This is a genomic window from Hymenobacter armeniacus (assembly GCF_014699055.1).
GTDB lineage: Bacteria > Bacteroidota > Bacteroidia > Cytophagales > Hymenobacteraceae > Hymenobacter > Hymenobacter armeniacus.
Genome location: NZ_JACXAC010000004.1, coordinates 62,526 through 81,423 on the forward strand (window position 1 = coordinate 62,526; position 18,898 = coordinate 81,423).

11 protein-coding genes are annotated in these 18,898 nt (G+C 63.2%); 5 read left to right on the plus strand and 6 right to left on the minus strand.

Annotated features, from left to right (window positions below; translation table 11 throughout):
- Nucleotides 1-53 precede the first annotated feature (53 nt).
- A complete protein-coding gene (locus IC234_RS11805) occupies nucleotides 54-1,007 on the minus strand; it encodes a polysaccharide biosynthesis/export family protein (protein ID WP_190924799.1) in 954 nt (317 codons plus the stop codon).
- A gap of 254 nt (nucleotides 1,008-1,261) precedes the next feature.
- Here IC234_RS11805 and IC234_RS11815 point away from each other — a divergent pair, with 254 nt between their 5' ends.
- The 4 genes from IC234_RS11815 to hpf all read left to right on the plus strand — a co-directional run bounded on the left by IC234_RS11815 (nucleotide 1,262) and on the right by hpf (nucleotide 4,101).
- Nucleotides 1,262-2,407 carry an acyl-CoA dehydrogenase family protein gene (locus IC234_RS11815; RefSeq protein WP_190924803.1) on the plus strand — a complete coding sequence of 382 codons (1,146 nt, stop codon included), beginning with the start codon at nucleotides 1,262-1,264 and terminating at the stop codon, nucleotides 2,405-2,407.
- A 117-nt stretch (nucleotides 2,408-2,524) separates the two neighbouring features.
- A complete protein-coding gene (gene rpsU, locus IC234_RS11820) occupies nucleotides 2,525-2,719 on the plus strand; it encodes a 30S ribosomal protein S21 (protein WP_190924805.1) in 195 nt (64 codons plus the stop codon).
- Nucleotides 2,720-2,884: 165 nt separating this feature from the next.
- The gene (locus tag IC234_RS11825; RefSeq protein WP_190924807.1) at nucleotides 2,885-3,763 is read left to right on the plus strand and encodes a tyrosine-type recombinase/integrase; all 879 of its coding nucleotides are present in this window, start codon (nucleotides 2,885-2,887) and stop codon (nucleotides 3,761-3,763) included.
- A 38-nt stretch (nucleotides 3,764-3,801) separates the two neighbouring features.
- A complete protein-coding gene (gene hpf, locus IC234_RS11830; RefSeq protein WP_190924809.1) occupies nucleotides 3,802-4,101 on the plus strand; it encodes a ribosome hibernation-promoting factor, HPF/YfiA family in 300 nt (99 codons plus the stop codon).
- A 71-nt stretch (nucleotides 4,102-4,172) separates the two neighbouring features.
- Here hpf and metK read toward each other — a convergent pair whose 3' ends face one another.
- The 4 genes from metK to IC234_RS11850 all read right to left on the minus strand — a co-directional run bounded on the left by metK (nucleotide 4,173) and on the right by IC234_RS11850 (nucleotide 8,314).
- On the minus strand, nucleotides 4,173-5,435 hold the full coding sequence (gene metK, locus IC234_RS11835) for a methionine adenosyltransferase (RefSeq protein ID WP_190924811.1): 1,263 nt from the start codon (nucleotides 5,433-5,435) through the stop codon (nucleotides 4,173-4,175).
- Nucleotides 5,436-5,621: 186 nt separating this feature from the next.
- Complete coding sequence (locus IC234_RS11840) at nucleotides 5,622-6,356, minus strand: SDR family NAD(P)-dependent oxidoreductase (protein WP_190924813.1); 735 nt, start codon at nucleotides 6,354-6,356, stop codon at nucleotides 5,622-5,624.
- A gap of 105 nt (nucleotides 6,357-6,461) precedes the next feature.
- Nucleotides 6,462-7,670, minus strand: a complete 1,209-nt coding sequence (locus IC234_RS11845) for a class I SAM-dependent methyltransferase (protein ID WP_190924815.1) — start codon at nucleotides 7,668-7,670, stop codon at nucleotides 6,462-6,464.
- Between the two features lie 29 nt (nucleotides 7,671-7,699).
- On the minus strand, nucleotides 7,700-8,314 hold the full coding sequence (locus IC234_RS11850) for a hypothetical protein (RefSeq protein ID WP_190924817.1): 615 nt from the start codon (nucleotides 8,312-8,314) through the stop codon (nucleotides 7,700-7,702).
- A 156-nt stretch (nucleotides 8,315-8,470) separates the two neighbouring features.
- Between IC234_RS11850 and IC234_RS11855 the strand changes: the two genes are divergently transcribed.
- On the plus strand, nucleotides 8,471-9,208 hold the full coding sequence (locus tag IC234_RS11855; RefSeq protein ID WP_190924819.1) for a DUF4397 domain-containing protein: 738 nt from the start codon (nucleotides 8,471-8,473) through the stop codon (nucleotides 9,206-9,208).
- A gap of 75 nt (nucleotides 9,209-9,283) precedes the next feature.
- Here the strand turns inward: IC234_RS11855 and IC234_RS11860 are convergent, their stop codons facing one another.
- A complete protein-coding gene (locus tag IC234_RS11860) occupies nucleotides 9,284-18,670 on the minus strand; it encodes a BNR-repeat neuraminidase N-terminal domain-containing protein (RefSeq protein WP_190924821.1) in 9,387 nt (3,128 codons plus the stop codon).
- Between the last annotated feature and the right edge of the window lie 228 nt (nucleotides 18,671-18,898).

Sequence of the window (18,898 nt, forward strand, 5' to 3'; positions counted from 1 at the left end):
CGCCAACTCACTTTGGGTTTCCGTGGTATACGGTAGGTGGAGCAAATCAGACCTTACCGATTTAATTGGGAGATAATGAAGTAAGTAGTAGTCACCACCAAACTCGCTACCCCGATGAGCGGGTTCAAATCGGCAAGGTTATCGAGGAAGGGACGTCGAATGGGCTCGATGTAAATCACGTCGTTGGGCTCAATCTGCAGGTTGGCCCGTCGCATGCCGTTGAGCGTCGACAAATCGATTTGCTGCACGCGCGGGTTTTTCAAATCGCCGCGAATGATGCGGATGTTGTCGGCGCGGCCGCCGTTGCGGTACAGGCCCGTGCCGCCGCCGCCGCCACCTTGGCCATCTATCCCGCCAGCCAGGGCCAGTACTTCCAGCAGGTTCATGTTGTCGTTGGTGAGGGCGATGACCTGTCCGCCGGTGGCCCCAAGCACGATGACGCGGTTGTTGGTCACGCGCGTCGTCACAAAAGACTCCTTGTAAAACTCATTGAAGCGAATGGCCAGCACGCTGTCGGCCTGCAGCAGCGAAAGCCCCTTCACCGTCACCCGGCCTACCAAGGGCAGCACCACCGTGCCGTCGGCCTGCACCAGAAACTCCGAACCACCCGTTGCCGAACCCGCGCCCTGCCCGGTGTTGCGTTGCGGCGCGGCGTTGCGGCTGCCAGCGTTGTTTTGCTGCCCGCCTATCACGGTGCCGCGGCTGGGCAGCGTGCCAGAAGGCTGGCCAAACTGCAGTTCCCCGTTGGGGTCCAGAATGCGCTCGCCTTTGTTGGTGTTCACCCGCACTTCCAGAAAGTCGTTGGGCTGAATGACATAATTGCGCTCGGTCCGGTTCAGGGCGATGCGCAGCTTGGTGCTGTCGAGTTGGCGGCCCTGGCTGTCGGTTAGGCGAAAGAGCGTTCTTTTTTGATAGTATTTCGTCGAAGCGCACGACGAAAACAGCAGCACGGCCGGCAGCGCGAGCAGCCACAGCCGCCCGAGGCGGCGAAGGAAAAAAGAAGGCATGAAGGCCAAAGAATACAGTATCAACGAAAAAAATCCGGGAAAATCCATTGGCGACGGCCGCAGGTTCTCCCCAAAAAGCCTCAAAAGTAACGCTTTTGCCGCGCCCTTTCAAGAAACGGCCGCCGGGCGGCTGCGGCGGGCCGCCGTTTCCAACGTCTAAAACCGTACTTTCGTGGAGCCAAAACGAACACTCGTTGGGTTTGGCAGTTCCCGTTCTGTACCTACTCATAATTCCCACCAATCGTTCTCCTTACATGGAAGCCGTAGCCACCGAAAACCAAACCATGATTGCGCAGATGGTGCGCGATTTTGGCGCCCAGCACATCAAGCCCCACATGATGAAGTGGGACGAAAGCCAGGAATTCCCCGTCGATGTGTTTCACAAGCTGGGCGAGCTGGGCCTGATGGGCGTGCTCGTGCCGCAGGAGTACGGCGGCTCCGGCTTCGGCTACATGGAGTACGTCACGGCCATCGTGGAGCTGTCAAAAATCGACGGCAGCATCGGCCTGAGCATGGCCGCCCACAACTCGCTCTGCACCGGCCACATCCTGCAGCACGCTTCGGAGGAGCAAAAGCGCAAGTACCTGCCCAAGCTGGCCAGCGGCGAGTGGATTGGGGCCTGGGGCCTCACCGAGCCCAACACCGGTTCCGACGCCGGCAACATGCGCACCACCGCCGTGCTCGACGAGAGCGGCGAGAATTACGTGCTCAACGGCGCCAAAAACTTCATCACCCACGGCAAAACCGGCAACGTGGCCGTGGTCATTGCCCGCACCGGCGAAGTGGGCGACTCGCACGGCATGACGGCCTTCATCATCGAGCGCGGCACGCCGGGCTTCGCGGCCGGCCGCAAAGAGGACAAGCTGGGCATGCGCGCTTCCGAAACCACGGAATTGATTTTCACCGATTGCAAAGTGCCCGTGGGCAACGTCATCGGCAAGGTGGGCGACGGCTTTGTGCAGAGCCTGAAAGTGCTCGACGGCGGCCGCATCAGCATCGCGGCCCTCAGCCTGGGCATCGCGCAGGGCGCTTTTGAGGCCGCAACGCAGTACAGCAAGGAGCGTCACCAATTCAACCAGCCCATCAGCAATTTCCAAGGCATCGCGTTCAAGCTGGCCGACATGGCCACCGAAATTGAAGCTGCCAGCCTGCTCACCTACCGCGCCGCCGACATGAAGGACCGCGGCCTGAACGTGAACCTGGAATCGGCCATGGCCAAGCTCTACGCTTCGGAAGTGAGCGTGCGCGTGGCCAACGAAGGCGTGCAGATTTTCGGGGGCTACGGCTACACCAAGGACTATCCGGCCGAGAAATACTACCGCGACGCCAAGCTGTGCACTATTGGCGAAGGCACCAGCGAAATCCAGAAGCTGGTCATTGCCCGGGCGCTGCTCAAGTAGTAATCGACAAGGATTCAGTCGCCTTGCTAGGCGAATAGTTTGTTTCGCTAACAATTCTACTTATCTTTGCGGCCCGGTTTACACCGCACTCCTCAGAAATCTCCCTCACTCCCTGATATGATTATCGTTCAAATCAAAGACAACGAATCGGTTGACCGCGCTCTGAAGCGTTTCAAGAAGAAGTTTGAGCGCACCGGCGTGCTGAAAGAGCTGCGTCGTCGCACGTTCTTCCAGAAGCCCAGCATCACGCAGCGCAAAATGAAGCAGAAGGCGGTGTACAAGCTCGCTACCTACGGCCAGCCCAACGAATAGCCCAACGCCTTCGAGCCGTTTAGCTTAGCTAAAACCGGCTGGTTTGCCCCATTTGGCAAGCCGGCCGGTTTTTTCGCGTCCGTACCGTGCGCGGTTATTGGGTAAAAAATAAAAAAGCCCTACATTGGATGCCCGGCCCAACCGCCGGGCTTTTTTGCTGTGGGAATGGACGCTTTTCTCGATTTTTTGCGCTTTGAGAAGCGCTACAGCGGGCACACGCTCACGTCGTACCAGACCGACCTGGGCCAGTTTGCGGCGTACCTGAAATCGGCGTACGAGCTCGAAGACCCGGCGCAGGCCACGCACCCGCTCATCCGCGGCTGGGTGGTGGAGCTCATGCAACAAGACCTCGACCCGCGCACCGTGAACCGCAAAGTGGCCTGCCTGCGCTCCTACTACAAGTTCCTGCTGCGCGCCGGCACCATTGCCAGCAACCCCATGCTGCGCATCAAGGCCCCGAAGATGGCCAAGAAGCTGCCCGAGTTCGTGCCCGAAGATTCCCTGAACGGCTTGCTGAATTCGTTCGAATTCGGCGACGACTTTGCCGGCGTGCGCGACCAGCTGGTGCTGGAAATGCTGTACGGCACCGGCATTCGCCTGTCGGAGCTCATCGGCATTCACGCCGACGACGTGAGCCTGGGCGCCGGCACGGTGCGCGTGACTGGCAAGGGCAACAAGCAGCGCGTCGTGCCCCTGAACCCGACGCTGATGCAGGTACTTGAAAAGTACCAGGCCCGGCGGGCACACGAATTCGGGGCCGTTGAAGGGCCGCTGCTGCTCACCGACAAAGGCGAGGCCATGTACGAAAAGTTTGTGTACCGCACCGTGAAACGGCATTTGAGCCAGATTACCACCTCCGGAGCGCAGCAGCACCCGCACGCACTGCGGCATGCGTTTGCCACCCATTTGCTGGGCAAGGGCGCCGACCTGAATTCCATTAAGGAGCTGCTGGGGCACGCCAGTTTGGCGGCCACGCAGGTGTACACGCACCTATCCGTCGACCGCCTGAAATCCGTATTTGAACAGGCCCACCCACGGGCCTGAAGTTGCCACACCCTTTTACCCTCTTAATCAACTGCTTTATGAAAGTTCAAATGCATTCGGTGCACTTCGACGCCGACAAGAAATTGCTTGATTTTGTGCAGCAACGCCTCAATAAGCTGGAAACTTTTTATGATAAATTTACCGACGGCGAGGTGATTATGCGCCTCAACAATAAAGACGGCATTGCTAATAAAACGGTAGAAATAAAGCTTTTTGTGCCGGGCTCCACGTTGTTCAGCGCCGAAGATGCCGCTTCCTTTGAAGCTGCCGCCGACGCGGCCACCGAAAGCCTGCGCCGCCAAATCACGCGCTATAAGGAGAAAACCTTGAGCCATTAATGGCTGCGCTTGCAGCAACAAAAAAGCCCCTCCGGTTGCGGAGGGGCTTTTTTGTTGCTGGAGTCGTTCGCCTACAAGCCAAACTCGGCCTTAATCTGGGGCACGTAGTCGAGCTTTTCCCAGGTGAAGGTTTCGAAGGTTTTGGTTTCGCCGCCGGGCATCACCACGTTCACGGTGCCGGGCTGGCGGCCCATGTGGCCGTAGGCCGCGCTCTGGGCGAAAATGGGGTTTTGCAGGCCAAAGCGTTTCACGATGGCGTAGGGGCGCAGGTCGAACAGCTTCTGCACTTTCTGAGCCACTTCGCCGTCGGTGAGGGGCTGGCCGGCCGCGTTTTTCGCGTGGATGGTGCCGTAGGTGGTCACGAACACGCCCACGGGCTGGGCCACGCCGATGGCGTAGGCCACCTGCACGAGCACCTGGTCGGCCACGCCGGCGGCCACCAGGTTTTTGGCGATGTGGCGGGCAGCGTAGGCCGCCGAGCGGTCTACCTTGGAGGAGTCTTTGCCGGAGAAGGCGCCGCCGCCGTGGGCGCCCTTGCCGCCGTAGGTGTCCACGATGATTTTGCGGCCGGTGAGGCCGGAATCGCCGTGGGGGCCACCGATGACGAACTTGCCGGTGGGGTTGATGTGGTAGGTAATCTGGTCGGTGAAGAGGGCCTGCACGTCGGCGCTGAGGCCGGCCTTCACACGCGGGATGAGCACGCTGAGCACGTCGGCCTTGATTTTATCGAGCATCTTGCTCTCCGAAGCGTCGAACTCGTCGTGCTGCGTGCTGATGACGATGGTGTCGATGGCCTCGGGCTTGTGGTCGTCGGAGTAGCGAATCGTGACCTGGCTCTTAGCATCGGGGCGCAGGTAGGGCATGTCGCTTTTTTCGCGACGGATGGCGGCCAGCTCCCGCAGCAGGCGGTGCGACAGGTCGAGGGCCAGCGGCATGTAGTTGGCCGTTTCGTGGCTGGCGTAGCCGAACATCATGCCCTGGTCGCCGGCGCCCTGGTCTTCGTCCTTGGCGCGCTCCACGCCTTGGTTGATGTCGGGCGACTGCTCGTGCAGGCGGTTCATCACCTCGCAGGTGTCGGCGTTGAAGAGGTACTCCGGCTTGTCGTAGCCGATGCGGCGGATGGTTTCGCGCACAATGGGCTCGGCGTCGACGTGGGCCTTGGACTTGATTTCGCCGGCCACCAGCGCAAAGTCGGTGGTCACCAACGTTTCGCACGCCACTTTGGAAGTGGGGTCCTGACGCAAGTACTCGTCGAGAATGGCGTCGGAAATCTGGTCGGCAACTTTATCGGGATGGCCTTCCGAAACCGATTCGGAAGTGAACAGATAGGGCATTGAATGCGCGAAAAGGGCAGGAGAGAAAAAAGCAGGGCGCCCGCCCAACCAAAACCGGCGAGCGGGCGCGCCACAAAACTACGGAAAACCGAGCTATTGACCGTGGGGTCGGAAGTGGGAAAGCGCAAGCTGCTTTTGCCCGGCAACCGCCTGACGTTGCGACGTCAGTAGCGTGTGCGTGGCGCGCTATAATTGGGCCAGCCGGCCGCCGTCCACGGCCAAGGTGGTGCCGTGGATGAAGCTGGCCTCGGCCGAGGCCATGAAGGCGATGGCGGCGGCCAGTTCCTCGGGCTTGCCCACGGTGGCTTTGTCGATTTTCTCGTTGCCGTTTTTCACGTTGGGGTTGCTCCAGAGCATGGGCGTGTCGACGGCGCCGGGCGCGATGGCGTTGATGCGCGTCTGGCGGAAATCGAGCTCGCGGCTCATGCCCCGCACAAAGGCTTCGAGGCCGCCCTTGCTGGTGGCGTAGGGCACCACGGCGGCGGTAGTTTGGTGGGCGTGCACCGAGCTGATGGCCACAATGGCGCTGCCGCGGGGCATGTGCGGCAAACACAGCTGCGTGAGCTGGGCCAAGGAGCGCAGGTTTACCTGCATGAGCAAGTCCCATTTCTCCAACGGCAATTTCACGAGCGGCTCAAACGTCATCATGGCCGCGTCGCAAACGAGCACGTCGACGCGGTGGAATTTGACCAATACCTTTTGCACGGTGGTTTCGATGGCCTTGGGCTTGGCCAAATCGCAGGCCATGAACACGGCCTGGCCGCCGGCCTCCTTAATAAGCCGCACGGTTTCGGCGCCGTCTTTTTTGTCGCGGCCCAGGGCAATGACGGTGCCGCCTTCGGCCCCCAGCCGCACGCAGGCGGCCTGGCCGATGCCCGAGGTCCCGCCCGTTACCAGGCACACTTTATCTGTAAAACGCATAACAACCAGCCTGCTTCATAGAGGAGGCCGCGCCACCCGGCGGGCCGGCTGATTGTACGGGCAGCGCCGCGCAGTGGCCGAGCCTGCCCAGAAATTTGACGATAATCAGGCGGCAGCCAAGGCCGGCGCTACTTTCTCGCACACCAGCACCACGGGCCGGCCGCGCAGGTCGGTGGTGGCAAACAGGTACACGTCGCCGCCTTCCCGAATGCCGGTGCGGCGCCGGAAATCAGCCACCGAGTCGGGGAAGTTGCGGGTGGTGACGTGGGCGCGCGCTTCGGGCCCCAGGTGCGCTTTGAGGGCAGCCCCGTCGGCTTTTTCCGCGGCCCGCACCCGAAAGATGCGACCCGGAAAATCGGCCCGCAGCACGTCGGACGTGTACAGGTGGCTGTGCTGGTGCAGTTTCAGCAACTCGAAGGCCGTGCCGATGCTGCGAAACGCGCCGGCCTTGAGCACGGCCGCATTGGGCTCGTAGAGAAACTGTTGGGCCTCGGCGTAGCGGGGCGTGGCGCGGGCCTCACGGGCGCGGTTGAGGCGGAATTCCTGCTGGGTGCCGTCGCGGCGCAGGTTCAGGGCGTAGCGCTCGGGGTCGACGGCGGGCTCCTGGCCCAACTCGTAGAGCACTTCCTTCACCTCGTTGTCGACGGCCACTACCCAGAGCCGGCGCACGTGGCCCAGGCCCTGCACGGCCTGCTCGATGTCGAGCATGGGCGAAGTCTTGAGCAGGACTTTGGTGGCCTTGTGCAGCAGCAGCGGCATGAGCTTCACCACGTCGGGCTCGCAGTCGCGCAGCAGGAAAATCTTGCGCGCGGCCGTATCGCGCCGGGCCGGGTCGAGGTAGAGCCAGTCGTAGTGCTGGTCGGTTTCCTTGAGAAAAGCCAGCGCGTCGGCGGCGTGCACGTCCACGTTGGGGATGCCGAGCTGGCCAAAATTGTAGCGCACCACGTCGGCCAACGCCGCATTGCGCTCCACGTAATCGACGTGGGCCACCCGGGCGGCAAACGCCGCCGAGTCGGCCCCGAAGCCGCCGGTGAGGTCGGCCAGGCGCTGGCCATCCACCAGGCTGGCTTTGAACGCCGCCGTGCGCGCCGACGAAGCCTGCTCCACCGAAAGGGAGGGCGGAAATATCAAATCGGGGTTGTCGGCCCAGTCGGGCAGCTTCACGCGGGCCTTCTGGCGGGCCTGAATCTGGCGCACGAGCTCGGGCACGGGCAGGCCGGGGTGGCGGCGGGCTTGCAGGGCCAGGTGGGCGGGGTCGTCGTGCAGGTGCGCGGCCACGTAGCGCCTGGCCGCTTCGGGCAGGGGGTAGTCCATGGGAAAGGGTATACGGAAAACCGCGGGCCTTAGCGCAAGTTCCAGCGCAACGCCAGCAGCGGCTGCCCGGTGGGCGCCGCGCCGATGCCCATGCTGCTGGGGCGCAGCCGGGGCCACACGCTGCCGTGCGCCGGCGGGGCGGCGTTGTAGGCCTCCACGGCGCGCTTCATGTAGGTGTTGGTGTTGCGGTTGATGAAGACGGTGGCCAGCAGGCTGGTGGCAAATACGCCCAGGGCCACTTTCTGGGTGTTGTTGAAGTACTGCCGCTCGTCGCCCGCCAAAATTTGCTGGCCCCAGAGGCCGAAAGCGCCCACAGCTACCACGCGGTCGACGAGGAAGATGGTTTTCTGGCGGCGGTACTGGTCGAGGTGGGCCAGGGCCTGGGCATTGCCGGCCAGGTAGGGGCGCAGCTGTTGGCCAAAGAAGCCGGCGCTCTGGTACGCATCGCCGCCCACGCCGGGGGGCAGAAACTCAAAGTTGTGCTGGGGACCGTTGAGGCCGCGCTCGGCGTCTTCGGGGTGCAGGCGGATGGTGGCCGGGGCCTGTTGGGCCTGGGCCGGGGCAAACAGGCTAAAAACCAACGCCGTAATAACCGCCCCGCGCAGCCGCCACCCCGCGGCAGCCAGACAATCAAGTTTGTGCATATAACAAAGATAGAATGCGAACGCAGGCTGAAAACGCCCCGCGCTGCCGATTTTTTAGTCCCCCAACTCAACAAAGCGGCCCGTGCCTACGTTCTGGCCGGGCCGGCCGGTAGTTTCCGGGCGGCCCGCATCCTCATTTCACGTTGTATTCTTCGTATGAAAACGTCTTTCGCTTCCCTCGCCTTCCAGGCCCTATTGCCGGCCGCCGTGCTATTGGCCTCGTGCAGCAAAAAAGATGAACCGGCCGCGCCCGTTGTCGAGCAGGGCCAAGTTAAATTCCACCACGCCGCGCCCAGCGCCAACCTCGACGTGAAATTTCTGGCCGATGATGCCGAGAAGGCCACGCTGGCCTACGGCGCCAACAGCGGCTACCAGGGCGTGCCCGCCGGCAGCCGCACCCTGAAGGTGAACGTGGCCACTTCGGGCCAGAACGCCGTGACGCAGAGCGTGGCGGTAGAAAAAGACAAGAATTACTCCTACTTCGCCTACTCGCCGGGTGCTACCACGGCCGTGAGCGGCCTCTTCGTAAACGACGACCTGACGGCACCCGCTTCGGGCAAAGCCAAGATTCGCTTGGTGCACTTGGGTCAGGGGCAGGCCTCGCCGCTCCGCCTCACGCAACGGTTGGCCGTGGGCTCGCAGGCCATCACCGCCGACGTGCCTTTTGGTACCACTTCGCCGTTTGTGGAAATCAACGCCGGTACCTACAACATCGACGTTTCGGCCGGCAACCCCAGCGTGGCCGTGTTGTACGTGGGCGAGGGCAACGGTTCGGGCTCCACCACGGCATCGAAAAATTATGAATCGGGCAAGATTTACACCGTGCTGGTGCGCGGCTACACCAGCCTCGACCCCAACCTGGCTTCCAAAGTTGTGCTCATTCAGAACAACTAGCCTGACGGCCATAGTGCATAAAAAAAGCCCGCTGGAAATAACCAGCGGGCTTTTTTATGCACTATGGCGAAGTAATTACTCCTTCACCACCCGCAGGTGCTGCGCGGGCTGGCCGGGGAAGGCCAATTGCACGAAGTATACCCCGCTGGCTTGGCCGCGCAGGTCGAGCGGCAGCTGGCTGAGACCGGCGGCCAGTACCGGAGTGGCTGTGGCTAGCACGAGGCGGCCGGCGGCATCGGTTACGCGCAACTGGGCCGCGGCGGCCGGGGTGCCGACGGGCAGTTCCACGCGCAGGGTCAGGCCGTGCGCGAAGGGGTTGGGCACGCCCGTGAGCAGCAGGGCCGGCGCGGCTTCGCTCTCGAAGCGCACGGTGCGCACGGGCGAGAACTCAGCTTTGCCCGTCACGTCCAGTTGGCGCAGGCGGTAGTAGCGCAGGCCGGCTTTGCCCTTCTCGGCGTCGAGGAAGGTGTAGTGGCGCGGGGCGCTGCTGCTGGCCGAGGGGCTGGCCACAAAACCCAGCGTGCGGAATGCCCGGCCGTCGAGGCTCACTTGCACGTCGAAGCCGGCGTTGTTTTTCTCGCTGGCGGTGGTCCAGGCCAGGATGGCGTTGTTGCCCTGGCGCTCGGCCGTGAAGGCGGTGAGCTCCACGGGCAGCGGGTTGGTGGCGCTGCCCAGCGTCCAGATGGAGAAGTCGGCGATGCCGATTTTGCTCACCGTGTTGCCGGCGATGGTGATGGGCGCTTGGTTGGCCCACGGCCCCGCCGGGCCGCTCACCGACTTGAACAAGGCCACGTTGCCGGGCGCAATGCCGTTGCGCTCGTGGTCGAAGTAGCTGAAGTCCATGGCCACGTTCAGGCCCGTGTTGGTGGCGGGCTGAATGTCGAAGTAGCGCTTAATGCTTTGGCTGGTGCCCGCGCCGGTGAGCACCGTGCCCGTGGTGCGCACCACCGTGGTGAGGCCGGGGAAGGCCGTGGAAGCGGCGTCCGGCGTCAGCGTCAGGCCGATGTTGCCGAAGCTTTCGGCCGTGGCCGTGCTCAGGTCGCGGCCGGGCACCGCTACCTGACCCAGCACGTAGCTGGCGTCGGTTTCGGAGAGGGTGGCAGCGGGGGCCAGGGTCACGGTGTAGGTGCCGGTGTTGAGTACGCCCTGGCTCATGGTCAGGGCGTGGGCTACGCTTGTGTTGTTGGCCAAGGCCAGCACGCCGGCGGCAGCAGTCAGGTTCACGTTGAGGTCGTAAAAACCGTCAATGCCCGTGACGGTGGGCGCCGCGCCACGGAAAGCTACCATGCCACCGGTCAGACTCACGTTGGCGGCGGGCGTGCTGCTGGTCAGGTTGCCGTACACGTTCAGGGTGCCGGCGCTCTGGCTCAGGCTGGCGCCATTGGCGATGGTGAGGGTGCGCACGGCCGCGGTGGCCGCGGTGTTCAGGTTCGGATAATTAGCCAAGCCAGCCGGAATGAGGGCGTCGATGGTGTTGCTGGGCACGCAGGCCGTCCAGTTGGCGGCGTTGAACCAGTTGCTGCCATCGCCAGGCGCATTGCCGGTGTAGGTGGTTTGGTCGCCCACGGTCACGGTGGGGTTCGGGCTGAGCGTGTTATCCGTCGTGAGCGTTTCGGGAATGGTCAGGCCCTCGCTGGTTTGCAGGGCCACCGTCAGCGCTTGAAACGTGTAGGTGCCGGCGGCCGTCAAATTGGCCGTGCCCACGCTCACGGGTAGGCTGCCGTTGGCGGGAATGGTGCCGCTGGTTACGGTGACGCTCAGGGGCTGGGTGCCGCCGCCCGGCAATACCAGCGTGCCGCTCACGAGCAGCTTCTGGTTGACGCCCAATACCAGCGCGTTGGTGCTGGTGTTGGTCACGCTCAGCGTAATGGGCGCGCTGAGGGGGCCTGGCGTGCAATAGTTGGCGGCGGGGGCCGTCAGGGCCGCAGCATTCAGGGCCACGTTGGTCGTGTTGGGGAATTCGTAGGCACCCATGTCGGGGCCGGTTTGGCTGGCGGCCGTGCCGGTGGCCCGCACGGTGCCCACCAAATCGGTGGCGATGCCGCTAATGGTAAGGCCCAGGCCGTTGAGGGCAGAGTTGGTCGGGCGCAGGATGGCGTCGAACACCGGGTCGATGCTCTTGGAATTAACTCCTTCGCCGTTGGCTTGCGCGCCCGCCAAGTCCGTGCGCGTACCCGTCGCGTTGTTGCCGCCCTGGAGCAAAATGCCGTTCGTGGTGTTGGCTACCCATAAGTCGTTGTAGTCCGAAACGGAGCCGGAAACCCCGATGGACGAAGCCGAGGTCGAGTTATAAGCGTAGTGCAGGGCCGCACCCGATTGGGCACCCGTGAGGTTGGCAAAAATGTTGTTGCGGGTATTAAGGGTAGCGCCGCTGGCGCTGCTGAACTCGTAGCACGTGCTGCTGTACGTGGGGGTTCCGGTATTCAGGCTGACGGTATTGAACGAGATGTTGAAGACGCTGAATGACGTGCCGCCGGCCCCGGTGGTTAGGAAGATGCCCTGCACGTACCGATTGCCGGTGGCTGTCCCGGTGTAGCCCGAGGTGAGGCCGGTCACGGCGTTGTTGTAGGCATTTACTCCGTAGGCCACGTATCCGGCACCGGAAGTGGTGCTGCCACCCAAGTAAATGCCCCGCACAAAGGCTGCATTCGCAGCCCCAACCGAAGAGATGTTTGAAATTCGGTTGTTGTAGAACGAAGAGGCATCCGTCGGAGTGGTGGTGGCCGCGCCCCCAACTACCTCGCCCACGTAAATCCCCGAAGCTGCGTTGCTGCCGGCAGTGGCCAGGGTGCTGCTCACGTATTGCACCGAATTGTCGTGTACCGACATCTTGCGGTTAACCAGTCCGTTTATGCCCACTGAAAACGCTGCGCCTCCCCCAATTGGGGCGCTGCTGCTGCCCACTACACAGTTGGCGATTTCCGTGTTGTAGTCGTAGAGAGTAGAGGAATACCCCAGCGCTACTATGCCCGCCACGGCGTTGTACACCTGCAGGCCGAGGTAGCGGTTGTTCTGGTTGCAGCCAGCCAGGCTGGTGGGCGTAGTGGCGCCGCCGTAGCGAAGGTCCGTGGTTTGAGTCACGCCCCACGAGGCCAGATTATTTCGGTTTAGAGAGATGGTGGCGTTCTGCACCGTGTTGTTGAAGGCGCCGTTGGTGGCCGAGGCATTACGCACCAAGTAGCCGAACTCGACGTTGCCGCCCGGGGCGTTCACGTCGATGCCGTCGAAGGTGAGGTAGTCGGCGCCCTGCACCGTGAAGCCCGCGTCCAGCGCGTTCAGCGCCGAGCCGGCGGGCTGGAGCACCGGGTTGGCGCCCGCGCCGGCTTTCTGGAACGTGACTGCCGTGGTGGCGCCCGTGGCCGTGGTGCTGATGGCGGGCACTTCCTCCGCGAAGGTCTGGCCGGCGCTCACGTTGAACGTCACGGCCGGCGTGCCGGCCGTGGCCGTCGCAATGGTGCTTTGGTTGAGCACGGCAACGGCGTCGGAGAACGAGCGGAAATTGCGGCCGGTGGGGTAGCTAGTGGCCTGCGTGTTGTCGATGGTGTACGTGCCACTCAGAGCCAGTGCTGTGGCCGGCAATACGGCGGCTTCGTCGCTGCCCAGGTCGGGGGCGGTGCCGGTGCCGGTGTAGCCGGCGCTGCCCTGGCGGGCGTCACCGTCGTAGTCGGTGTCCACGGTGCCGGCCAGCGACACCCCGGCGCTTTCCAGCGCCGAGAAGTTGCTCAGGTGCAAGTCGGTGGCACTTACGAAGCCCGGCACGGCGTTGCGGGAATTACCGTTCTGCCCCAAGCCGCTCGTCGCGTTCTGAATGGCGGCGAGGGTCGTTAGGTCGCTCCCCGAAGTGGCAGCCCCGGTGCCGGCGTAGTTGCCCAGCACGCCGTTCGGGCCGTTCACGTAGTAGTCGTTGTAGTCGATGGTGGCGTAAGCAGTCCGGGGGGCGCCGCTGTAAATGGCGTAGTTCCTGGCCCCGCTGCTGCCGGGGCTTACCAGCGAGTTGGCAAAAACGTTGTTGCGCACGTCGAGCGTGCCGGCAGTGGTTATCAGCGAGCTGGTGTGGAAGGCGGCCGAAACGGTGCTGGCGGTGGTGTTGGTGGTGGCGCCGGTCAGGTTCACGGAGTTGTAATACACCTTCGCGCCGCCCATGCTGCTCAGCAGGCGAATGCCCGAAATCCCGTTGGTGCTCAACGTCGTGCCGCACGAGCCGTTGATGCCGGCCACGGTGTTGTTGGCGATGAGCAGGTTGCTCGTGTTGCTGCCGGTGCGGGCGTCGATGCCGTGCGCCCCGAAGCTGCCGGTGGCAGTGGCCGCAATGTTCACCACCCGGTTGCGCGCAATGGTGCCGTCGGTGAACCCGGCGCCCGCGTAAATCCCTGATGCGTCGGCCCCAAAGCCTTGGCTGATGCCGTCTATCGTGTTCTGGCTGATGGTGACAAACGGCACTCCCGTGTCGGCGTAGATGCCGAACAGCGGCGTTGCGCTGCTGCCCACCACGTTTTGCACGGTGTTCCGCGTGATTTGGGCACCCGTGGCCGAGGAGTTGCCCCCGGTGTTGCTAATCTGAATGCCCACCGTGGTCAGGCCGGCGCTGGGCGTGCCCACCGCGTTGTCGCTAATCACCAGCCCGTCGAGGCTGCCGGCCGTGGTGCCGCCCGCCGTGCCGCCCGCGTAGATGCCGTAAGCCAGCGTCTGAAACGAGTTGTTCTGGATGGTGAGGTTGTCGTTGTCTGCCCCCGTGCCGGTGCCTCCATTCGAAACGATGGTATTGCTGCCAGCAAACACCCCAAAGAGCCCCGTGGAGCTGCTGGTGCCCACCAAGTTGGTGTTTTTAATGATGATGTTGGTGGCGCCGGCACCGGTGCCGGCACTGGCCACCCACACCACCGCCGTCAGCACTTGGTTGGTGGTGTTGCTAATGGTCAGGTCGCGGGTGCTGCCGCCGGGAGTGTTTGAGCCATCGAAGGCGAAATAATCCACGCCATCGAGCTTAAACACAGCGGTGTTGGTGCTGCCGCTGTTGCCGCTCACCACCGGCGCCACGCCTGGTGCGGGCTTGAGGGTAACCGTGTTGGTGGCGCTGGCGCCGCCAAAGGGCGGAATCACGAACGGGAAAGTTTCGCCGTTGGCCGCGTTGTAGGGCGTGGCGGTGGCGTTGGTCAGCGAGAAAATCACCGGGCCGCTCACACCCCGGAAAGCCAGGTCGGCCAGCGCTGCCGTGATGGTGGCATAGTCGTTGCCGGCCGCTATACCCACGGTGTAGGTTCCGTTCAGCGGGCCCACGATGGTGCGCGTGGCCGCCGTTCCCGTCAGGGCAATGGCTACCGGGCTGCTGCCGCTCGTGATGGCCGAAGCCGTGTTGGTGACGCTCGACGTGAAAGCCACGTTGGTGGGCACGGCCGCGATGGTTCGGCCCACTGTGGCGCCGCCGGTGATGTCGTAGGTCAGGAAGTAATAATTAGCGCCTTCCGTCAGGGGCTGCGGCGTGCTCAACGTGAAGGTGAAGTTGGGCGCGGCCAGACTGCCCGCGGTGCCCAGCAGCGTGGCCGTGCCCGCCGCGAACGTGGCGCTGGTGCTGGTATACAGCTTGGCATTGGTAATGTCGTTGGTTGGCACGGCGGTGCCGGCCAAGCTAAACGTGACGCTGGTCAGCCGCAGGCGGTCGTAGTTGCCCGCCGTGGTCACAGTCAGGCTCGTGATGAGCTGGTTGGTGGCGTTGTTCGTCGTGTTCAGACCGTTCTGGGCGTAAGTCAGGGCTGTGACGGCCATGGTGGGCGCGGGGGTGAAGTTGCCCTCGTCGGCCCCTACGTCGGGCGTGGTGGCGTTGCGGGCGTCACCGTCAAAGTCGGTGGTTACGCCGCTCACCGGCGTGCCGCCGCTCTCAACCAACGTGGCCACGGCCGGGTCGATGTGCAGGAACGTGGCAGCGCTGCCGGTGGTGCTCAGAAACGGCGGGTTTTCGGTGCCGGCGGCCGATTCCCGCAGCGGCGCGGAGCCGCCCAGCGCCGCCATGGCGTTGCGGTAGTCGGCCAGGGCCGGGTAGGTGGTGGGCGTGCTGCCTTCGGCGTACACCACGTTGTTGGTGCCGGGCGTGCCGGCGTACAAGATGTTGTTGTTGGTCGTGGCGGCGGTGTTGGCGCTGGTGGCGGCCACGTTGCGGCGCAGGGCGCTGGTGTAGGCCGCGCCCACCGGTGTGCTCAGGTTCACCAGCAGGTTGTTGCGCAAGTCGAGCATCCCGGAGCCCAGCAACACGGCCGACGAGCCGAACGTGGTGGCCGAGGTACTCGTGGCGTTCAGCCGAACGGTGTTGTGGTACACGTTGTAGGGCCCGCTGTTGGTGAGGTTGATGCCCACCAAAGAACCCGTGGCGGTGCTGATGGGGGCCCGCAGGTCCCCAATCAGGTTGTTGTCCACGTTATCGGCGCTGCCGCCCAGCGTGTAAATGCCGTACACCGTGGCCGTGGCAGCGGCCGAGGAAAGGTCGTACACCTTGTTGCGGCTGATGTTGAACGTGTTGCCGCCCCCAAAGTAGAGACCGTACACCACGCCGGTAAAGGTGTTGGTGTGGCTCAGGGCATACAGGGTGTTGCGGCGCACGTTGGCCGTGGCCGCGGCCGAGAACCGAATGCCATACACCGACGAACTGGTGTTTTGCGCCAGCACGTTGTTGATGACGTTGTCTTCTACCGTGGCCGTGCCCGAGGTGCCCACCCCGGTCACCAGCATGCCATACGCTGACCCGCTGTTGGCGCTGTTGGTGAGGCTCACCCCCGCAATGGTGTTGCCGGAAGCGGTAATCGTGGCATTGCCCGAGCCCGGCGCGGCGAAAAACATGCCGTATGCAGAGGGCGAACTGCTGCTATTGGTCGAATTGACGTTCTTGATAACGTTCGACGAAAAGTCCAGGGATGGTGAGGTGGCGCCGCCGTTGAAATAAATGCCCGCCACGGGCGTCGCCCCGCTGTTGTTGATGCCGTTGAGCGTGGGCGTGGCCGCGTCGCCCACTTCGCCAATCTGGTTGCTCTGCACCTTCAGGTTGGTCACGTTCGTGCCCGAGCTGAAGCTGGTGGTGCCGCCTACGAAAATGCCGTACACCCCTTTGGTGAGGCTGCTGGCCGGGCCGCTGCTCAGCTTGTTGATGGTGTTGGCGTTGATGGTGGAGGTGGTGGCGCCCCCGGCGTTGTCGCCGTAGTCGAACAGCACCCCGTAGATAGCCCCCGTGACCGATGTAATGTCCTTGATGGTGTTGCCTTCAATCTTAACCTGGGCCCGCGAGCTGGTGGTCCCGGCCGTGTTCTGAATGCCGTACACGTCGGACGACCCCGGGAAGGAGAGGCCCTGGATGACGTTGCCCGTTATCGTGTGCAGGGCCGGCGTGGTGGCCGGGCCGCCCGCGCCGTTGTAATAGCCATAAAACGTGCCGGCGTTGGTGGTGCGGGCAATGTTTTTGGCCGTGTTGTTGGTGAAAGTGACGGTAGGGGTTTTGTTGCTGTTATAAGCAAAGGCGAGCTGCCCGCTGCTGATGAGCGACTTGCCGGCATTGTCCCAGGTATTACCATCGGCCGTCCACGAAGCCAGGTTGCCGGTGGAACTGCTCACCAGGATGCCCATGAAGTAGATGGCGCCCGAACTGCCCGCCGTTGCCGCCACCGCCGTAAATTGGTTATTGCTGGTGGTCAGCGTCAGACCAGTGGCTTCGCACCGAATGCCGTAAACGACGGCGGTCTGGCTGGTTTGGGTGGTCAGCGTGTTGTTGCTGGCCGTTAGCACGCCCGAGGTGCCCAGGTTGAAGGCAATGCAGCGCAACTCGCGGGTATTGGCCGTGCCGCCATTGCCGGCATTGTCCACCGTGTTGAAGGTGATGGACGTGCCCGTTTGGTAGTCGGCCAGAATGCCGTATACCTCACCGCTGGTGCTGCTGCCGACGTTGATGTTGTTGATGGTATTGCCGGCGGCGATGGCGGCGCCGCCCACGGTGTTGTTCTGGTCGTAATAGGTCGCGCTGGACAAGCCTTGCAGCACCACGCCGCGGCTCATGTTGGTCAGCGTGTTAGCCGTAAACGTGTTGTTTGTGTTAATAGCGGTGGCCACGGTGGCGCCGGTTACCACCGCGGTCGCACCCGCATTATCGGTATTGGCCGACAAAATGCCCGTGGTGATTGAGCTGGCCGCCAGTGGTTTTTGCAGCGTGACGGTGCTGTTTTTAATCGTCACGTTCTGGCAGCCGTTCAGCGTGGCGCCGGTGCCGGCGCGCCACAGGGCGTAGCCGGCCTCCATTTGCGTGGCCGCCGTGGTGTTGGTGCTGGGGTCGAGCAGGTCGATGCCGTCGAAGGTGACGTAATCGGTGCCGTTCAGGCCGATGATGGCATCAACCGTCGTGCTGGTTGAGCCGCCGGGCGCGGTGATTTTGGGGTTGGCCCCGGTGCCCGATTTTTGGAACGTAACAATGTTGGCCGCGCTGCTGCCGGCAATGGTGCCGAGCGCGGCCTTTTCCGTGTAAGTCGAGCCCGCCGTCACGTTGAACGTGGTGGCACAGGACAAGGTGCTGGCATTCAGAAATGCAAACGCGTTGGTGAACGAGTTGAACACCCCTGCGCTGCCCGTGGCATTGCCCGTGGCGTTGTCGATGCCGTAAATGCCGCACACGGTGGCCGCCACCGTGTAGTTGTAGTTGGCGCCCCCGTTGTTGTTCAGGTTCAGCGTCAGCATGTCGTAGTCGGTGCCGATGGCCGCCGCCGTGGCGATGGGCGAACTGAGCACGTAGTACGACACCGCCGTGCCGGCCGCCTGCCCCGGTATCAGGCCCGTGGCCGTGGTGCCCGACACCGTGAGCGGCACCAGTGCAGAGGTTCCGAAAGCGTTGGTGGAGTAGCGGACGTAGAAATATTCGGCCGCATTGGGCGCGCTGGCCAGCGTCGCCGTTATCTGCACCAGGCTGTTTTTGCCCGGCGTGGCCGTGTTGGCGGCCACCGCGCTGATGGCCACCGGGTTGTAGGCCGTTTCCAGCACGGCCATGGTGTTGTCGGCCGTGGGCGCGTTTTTGGTGATGTTGAACGTGTAGTAGCGCCCGGCCGTGAGCGCCGGCAGGCCGCCCGGCACGCCGCTGTTGGCGGAATATGTGGCCGTGCCGTTGTTGGTGCTGGGCGGGTAAGCGGTATTCGGGGCAATGGCTTGGTTGAAGCCGGGAATGCGGTACTTAATGCCGGCGTTGGCGTACGGCAGCCACTTGTTGTTGTAATCCACGTTGCTCGCCGTGCCTTGGGCAAACTGCCACTCGGCCACGTTGTCGGTGGTGGAGTTGGCGGCTTGGGTGCGGTACTGGCGGAAGCCGCCCACATCGACTAGGTTGGCGGCCACGTAGGTGCCATACGCCGAGTTGCTCACGTCGCCCGTGTTGGTGCCTATCACCGAGGGTTGGGCCCACGCCGGGGCTGCGCCCACAGTGAGCAGCCCAAGCAGCTGCCACATGCGCGCGGCAGAGGGCCGCGCCTCACGCCGCCCGGAAAGTAAAGTTTTAACCATATAAAATGAAAAAGGGGGTGGGAAACGCCAAAAGGGCATACAAAAGCCTCTCTGCTTGCGCAAAAAGGCAGTGGTATTATTTCAGCCCTGAAAGTTAATTCGTCAAGCAGTTTAATTCCTAGCCCGGAGGTATTTGCATGTTTATATCTGGCCGGCCTGACATTTTTCCTCGTT

Excerpts from the sequence above, each read along its gene's own strand:
- metK (WP_190924811.1), bottom strand. The coding sequence starts at position 5,435 with ATGCCCTATCTGTTCACTTCCGAATCGGTTTCGGAAGGCCATCCCGAT.
- IC234_RS11815 (WP_190924803.1), top strand. The coding sequence starts at position 1,262 with ATGGAAGCCGTAGCCACCGAAAACCAAACCATGATTGCGCAGATGGTG.
- IC234_RS11825 (WP_190924807.1), top strand. The coding sequence starts at position 2,885 with ATGGACGCTTTTCTCGATTTTTTGCGCTTTGAGAAGCGCTACAGCGGG.
- IC234_RS11840 (WP_190924813.1), bottom strand. The coding sequence starts at position 6,356 with ATGCGTTTTACAGATAAAGTGTGCCTGGTAACGGGCGGGACCTCGGGC.
- IC234_RS11850 (WP_190924817.1), bottom strand. The coding sequence starts at position 8,314 with ATGCACAAACTTGATTGTCTGGCTGCCGCGGGGTGGCGGCTGCGCGGG.
- IC234_RS11855 (WP_190924819.1), top strand. The coding sequence starts at position 8,471 with ATGAAAACGTCTTTCGCTTCCCTCGCCTTCCAGGCCCTATTGCCGGCC.
- hpf (WP_190924809.1), top strand. The coding sequence starts at position 3,802 with ATGAAAGTTCAAATGCATTCGGTGCACTTCGACGCCGACAAGAAATTG.
- IC234_RS11845 (WP_190924815.1), bottom strand. The coding sequence starts at position 7,670 with ATGGACTACCCCCTGCCCGAAGCGGCCAGGCGCTACGTGGCCGCGCAC.
- rpsU (WP_190924805.1), top strand. The coding sequence starts at position 2,525 with ATGATTATCGTTCAAATCAAAGACAACGAATCGGTTGACCGCGCTCTG.
- IC234_RS11860 (WP_190924821.1), bottom strand. The coding sequence starts at position 18,670 with ATGTGGCAGCTGCTTGGGCTGCTCACTGTGGGCGCAGCCCCGGCGTGG.
- IC234_RS11805 (WP_190924799.1), bottom strand. The coding sequence starts at position 1,007 with ATGCCTTCTTTTTTCCTTCGCCGCCTCGGGCGGCTGTGGCTGCTCGCG.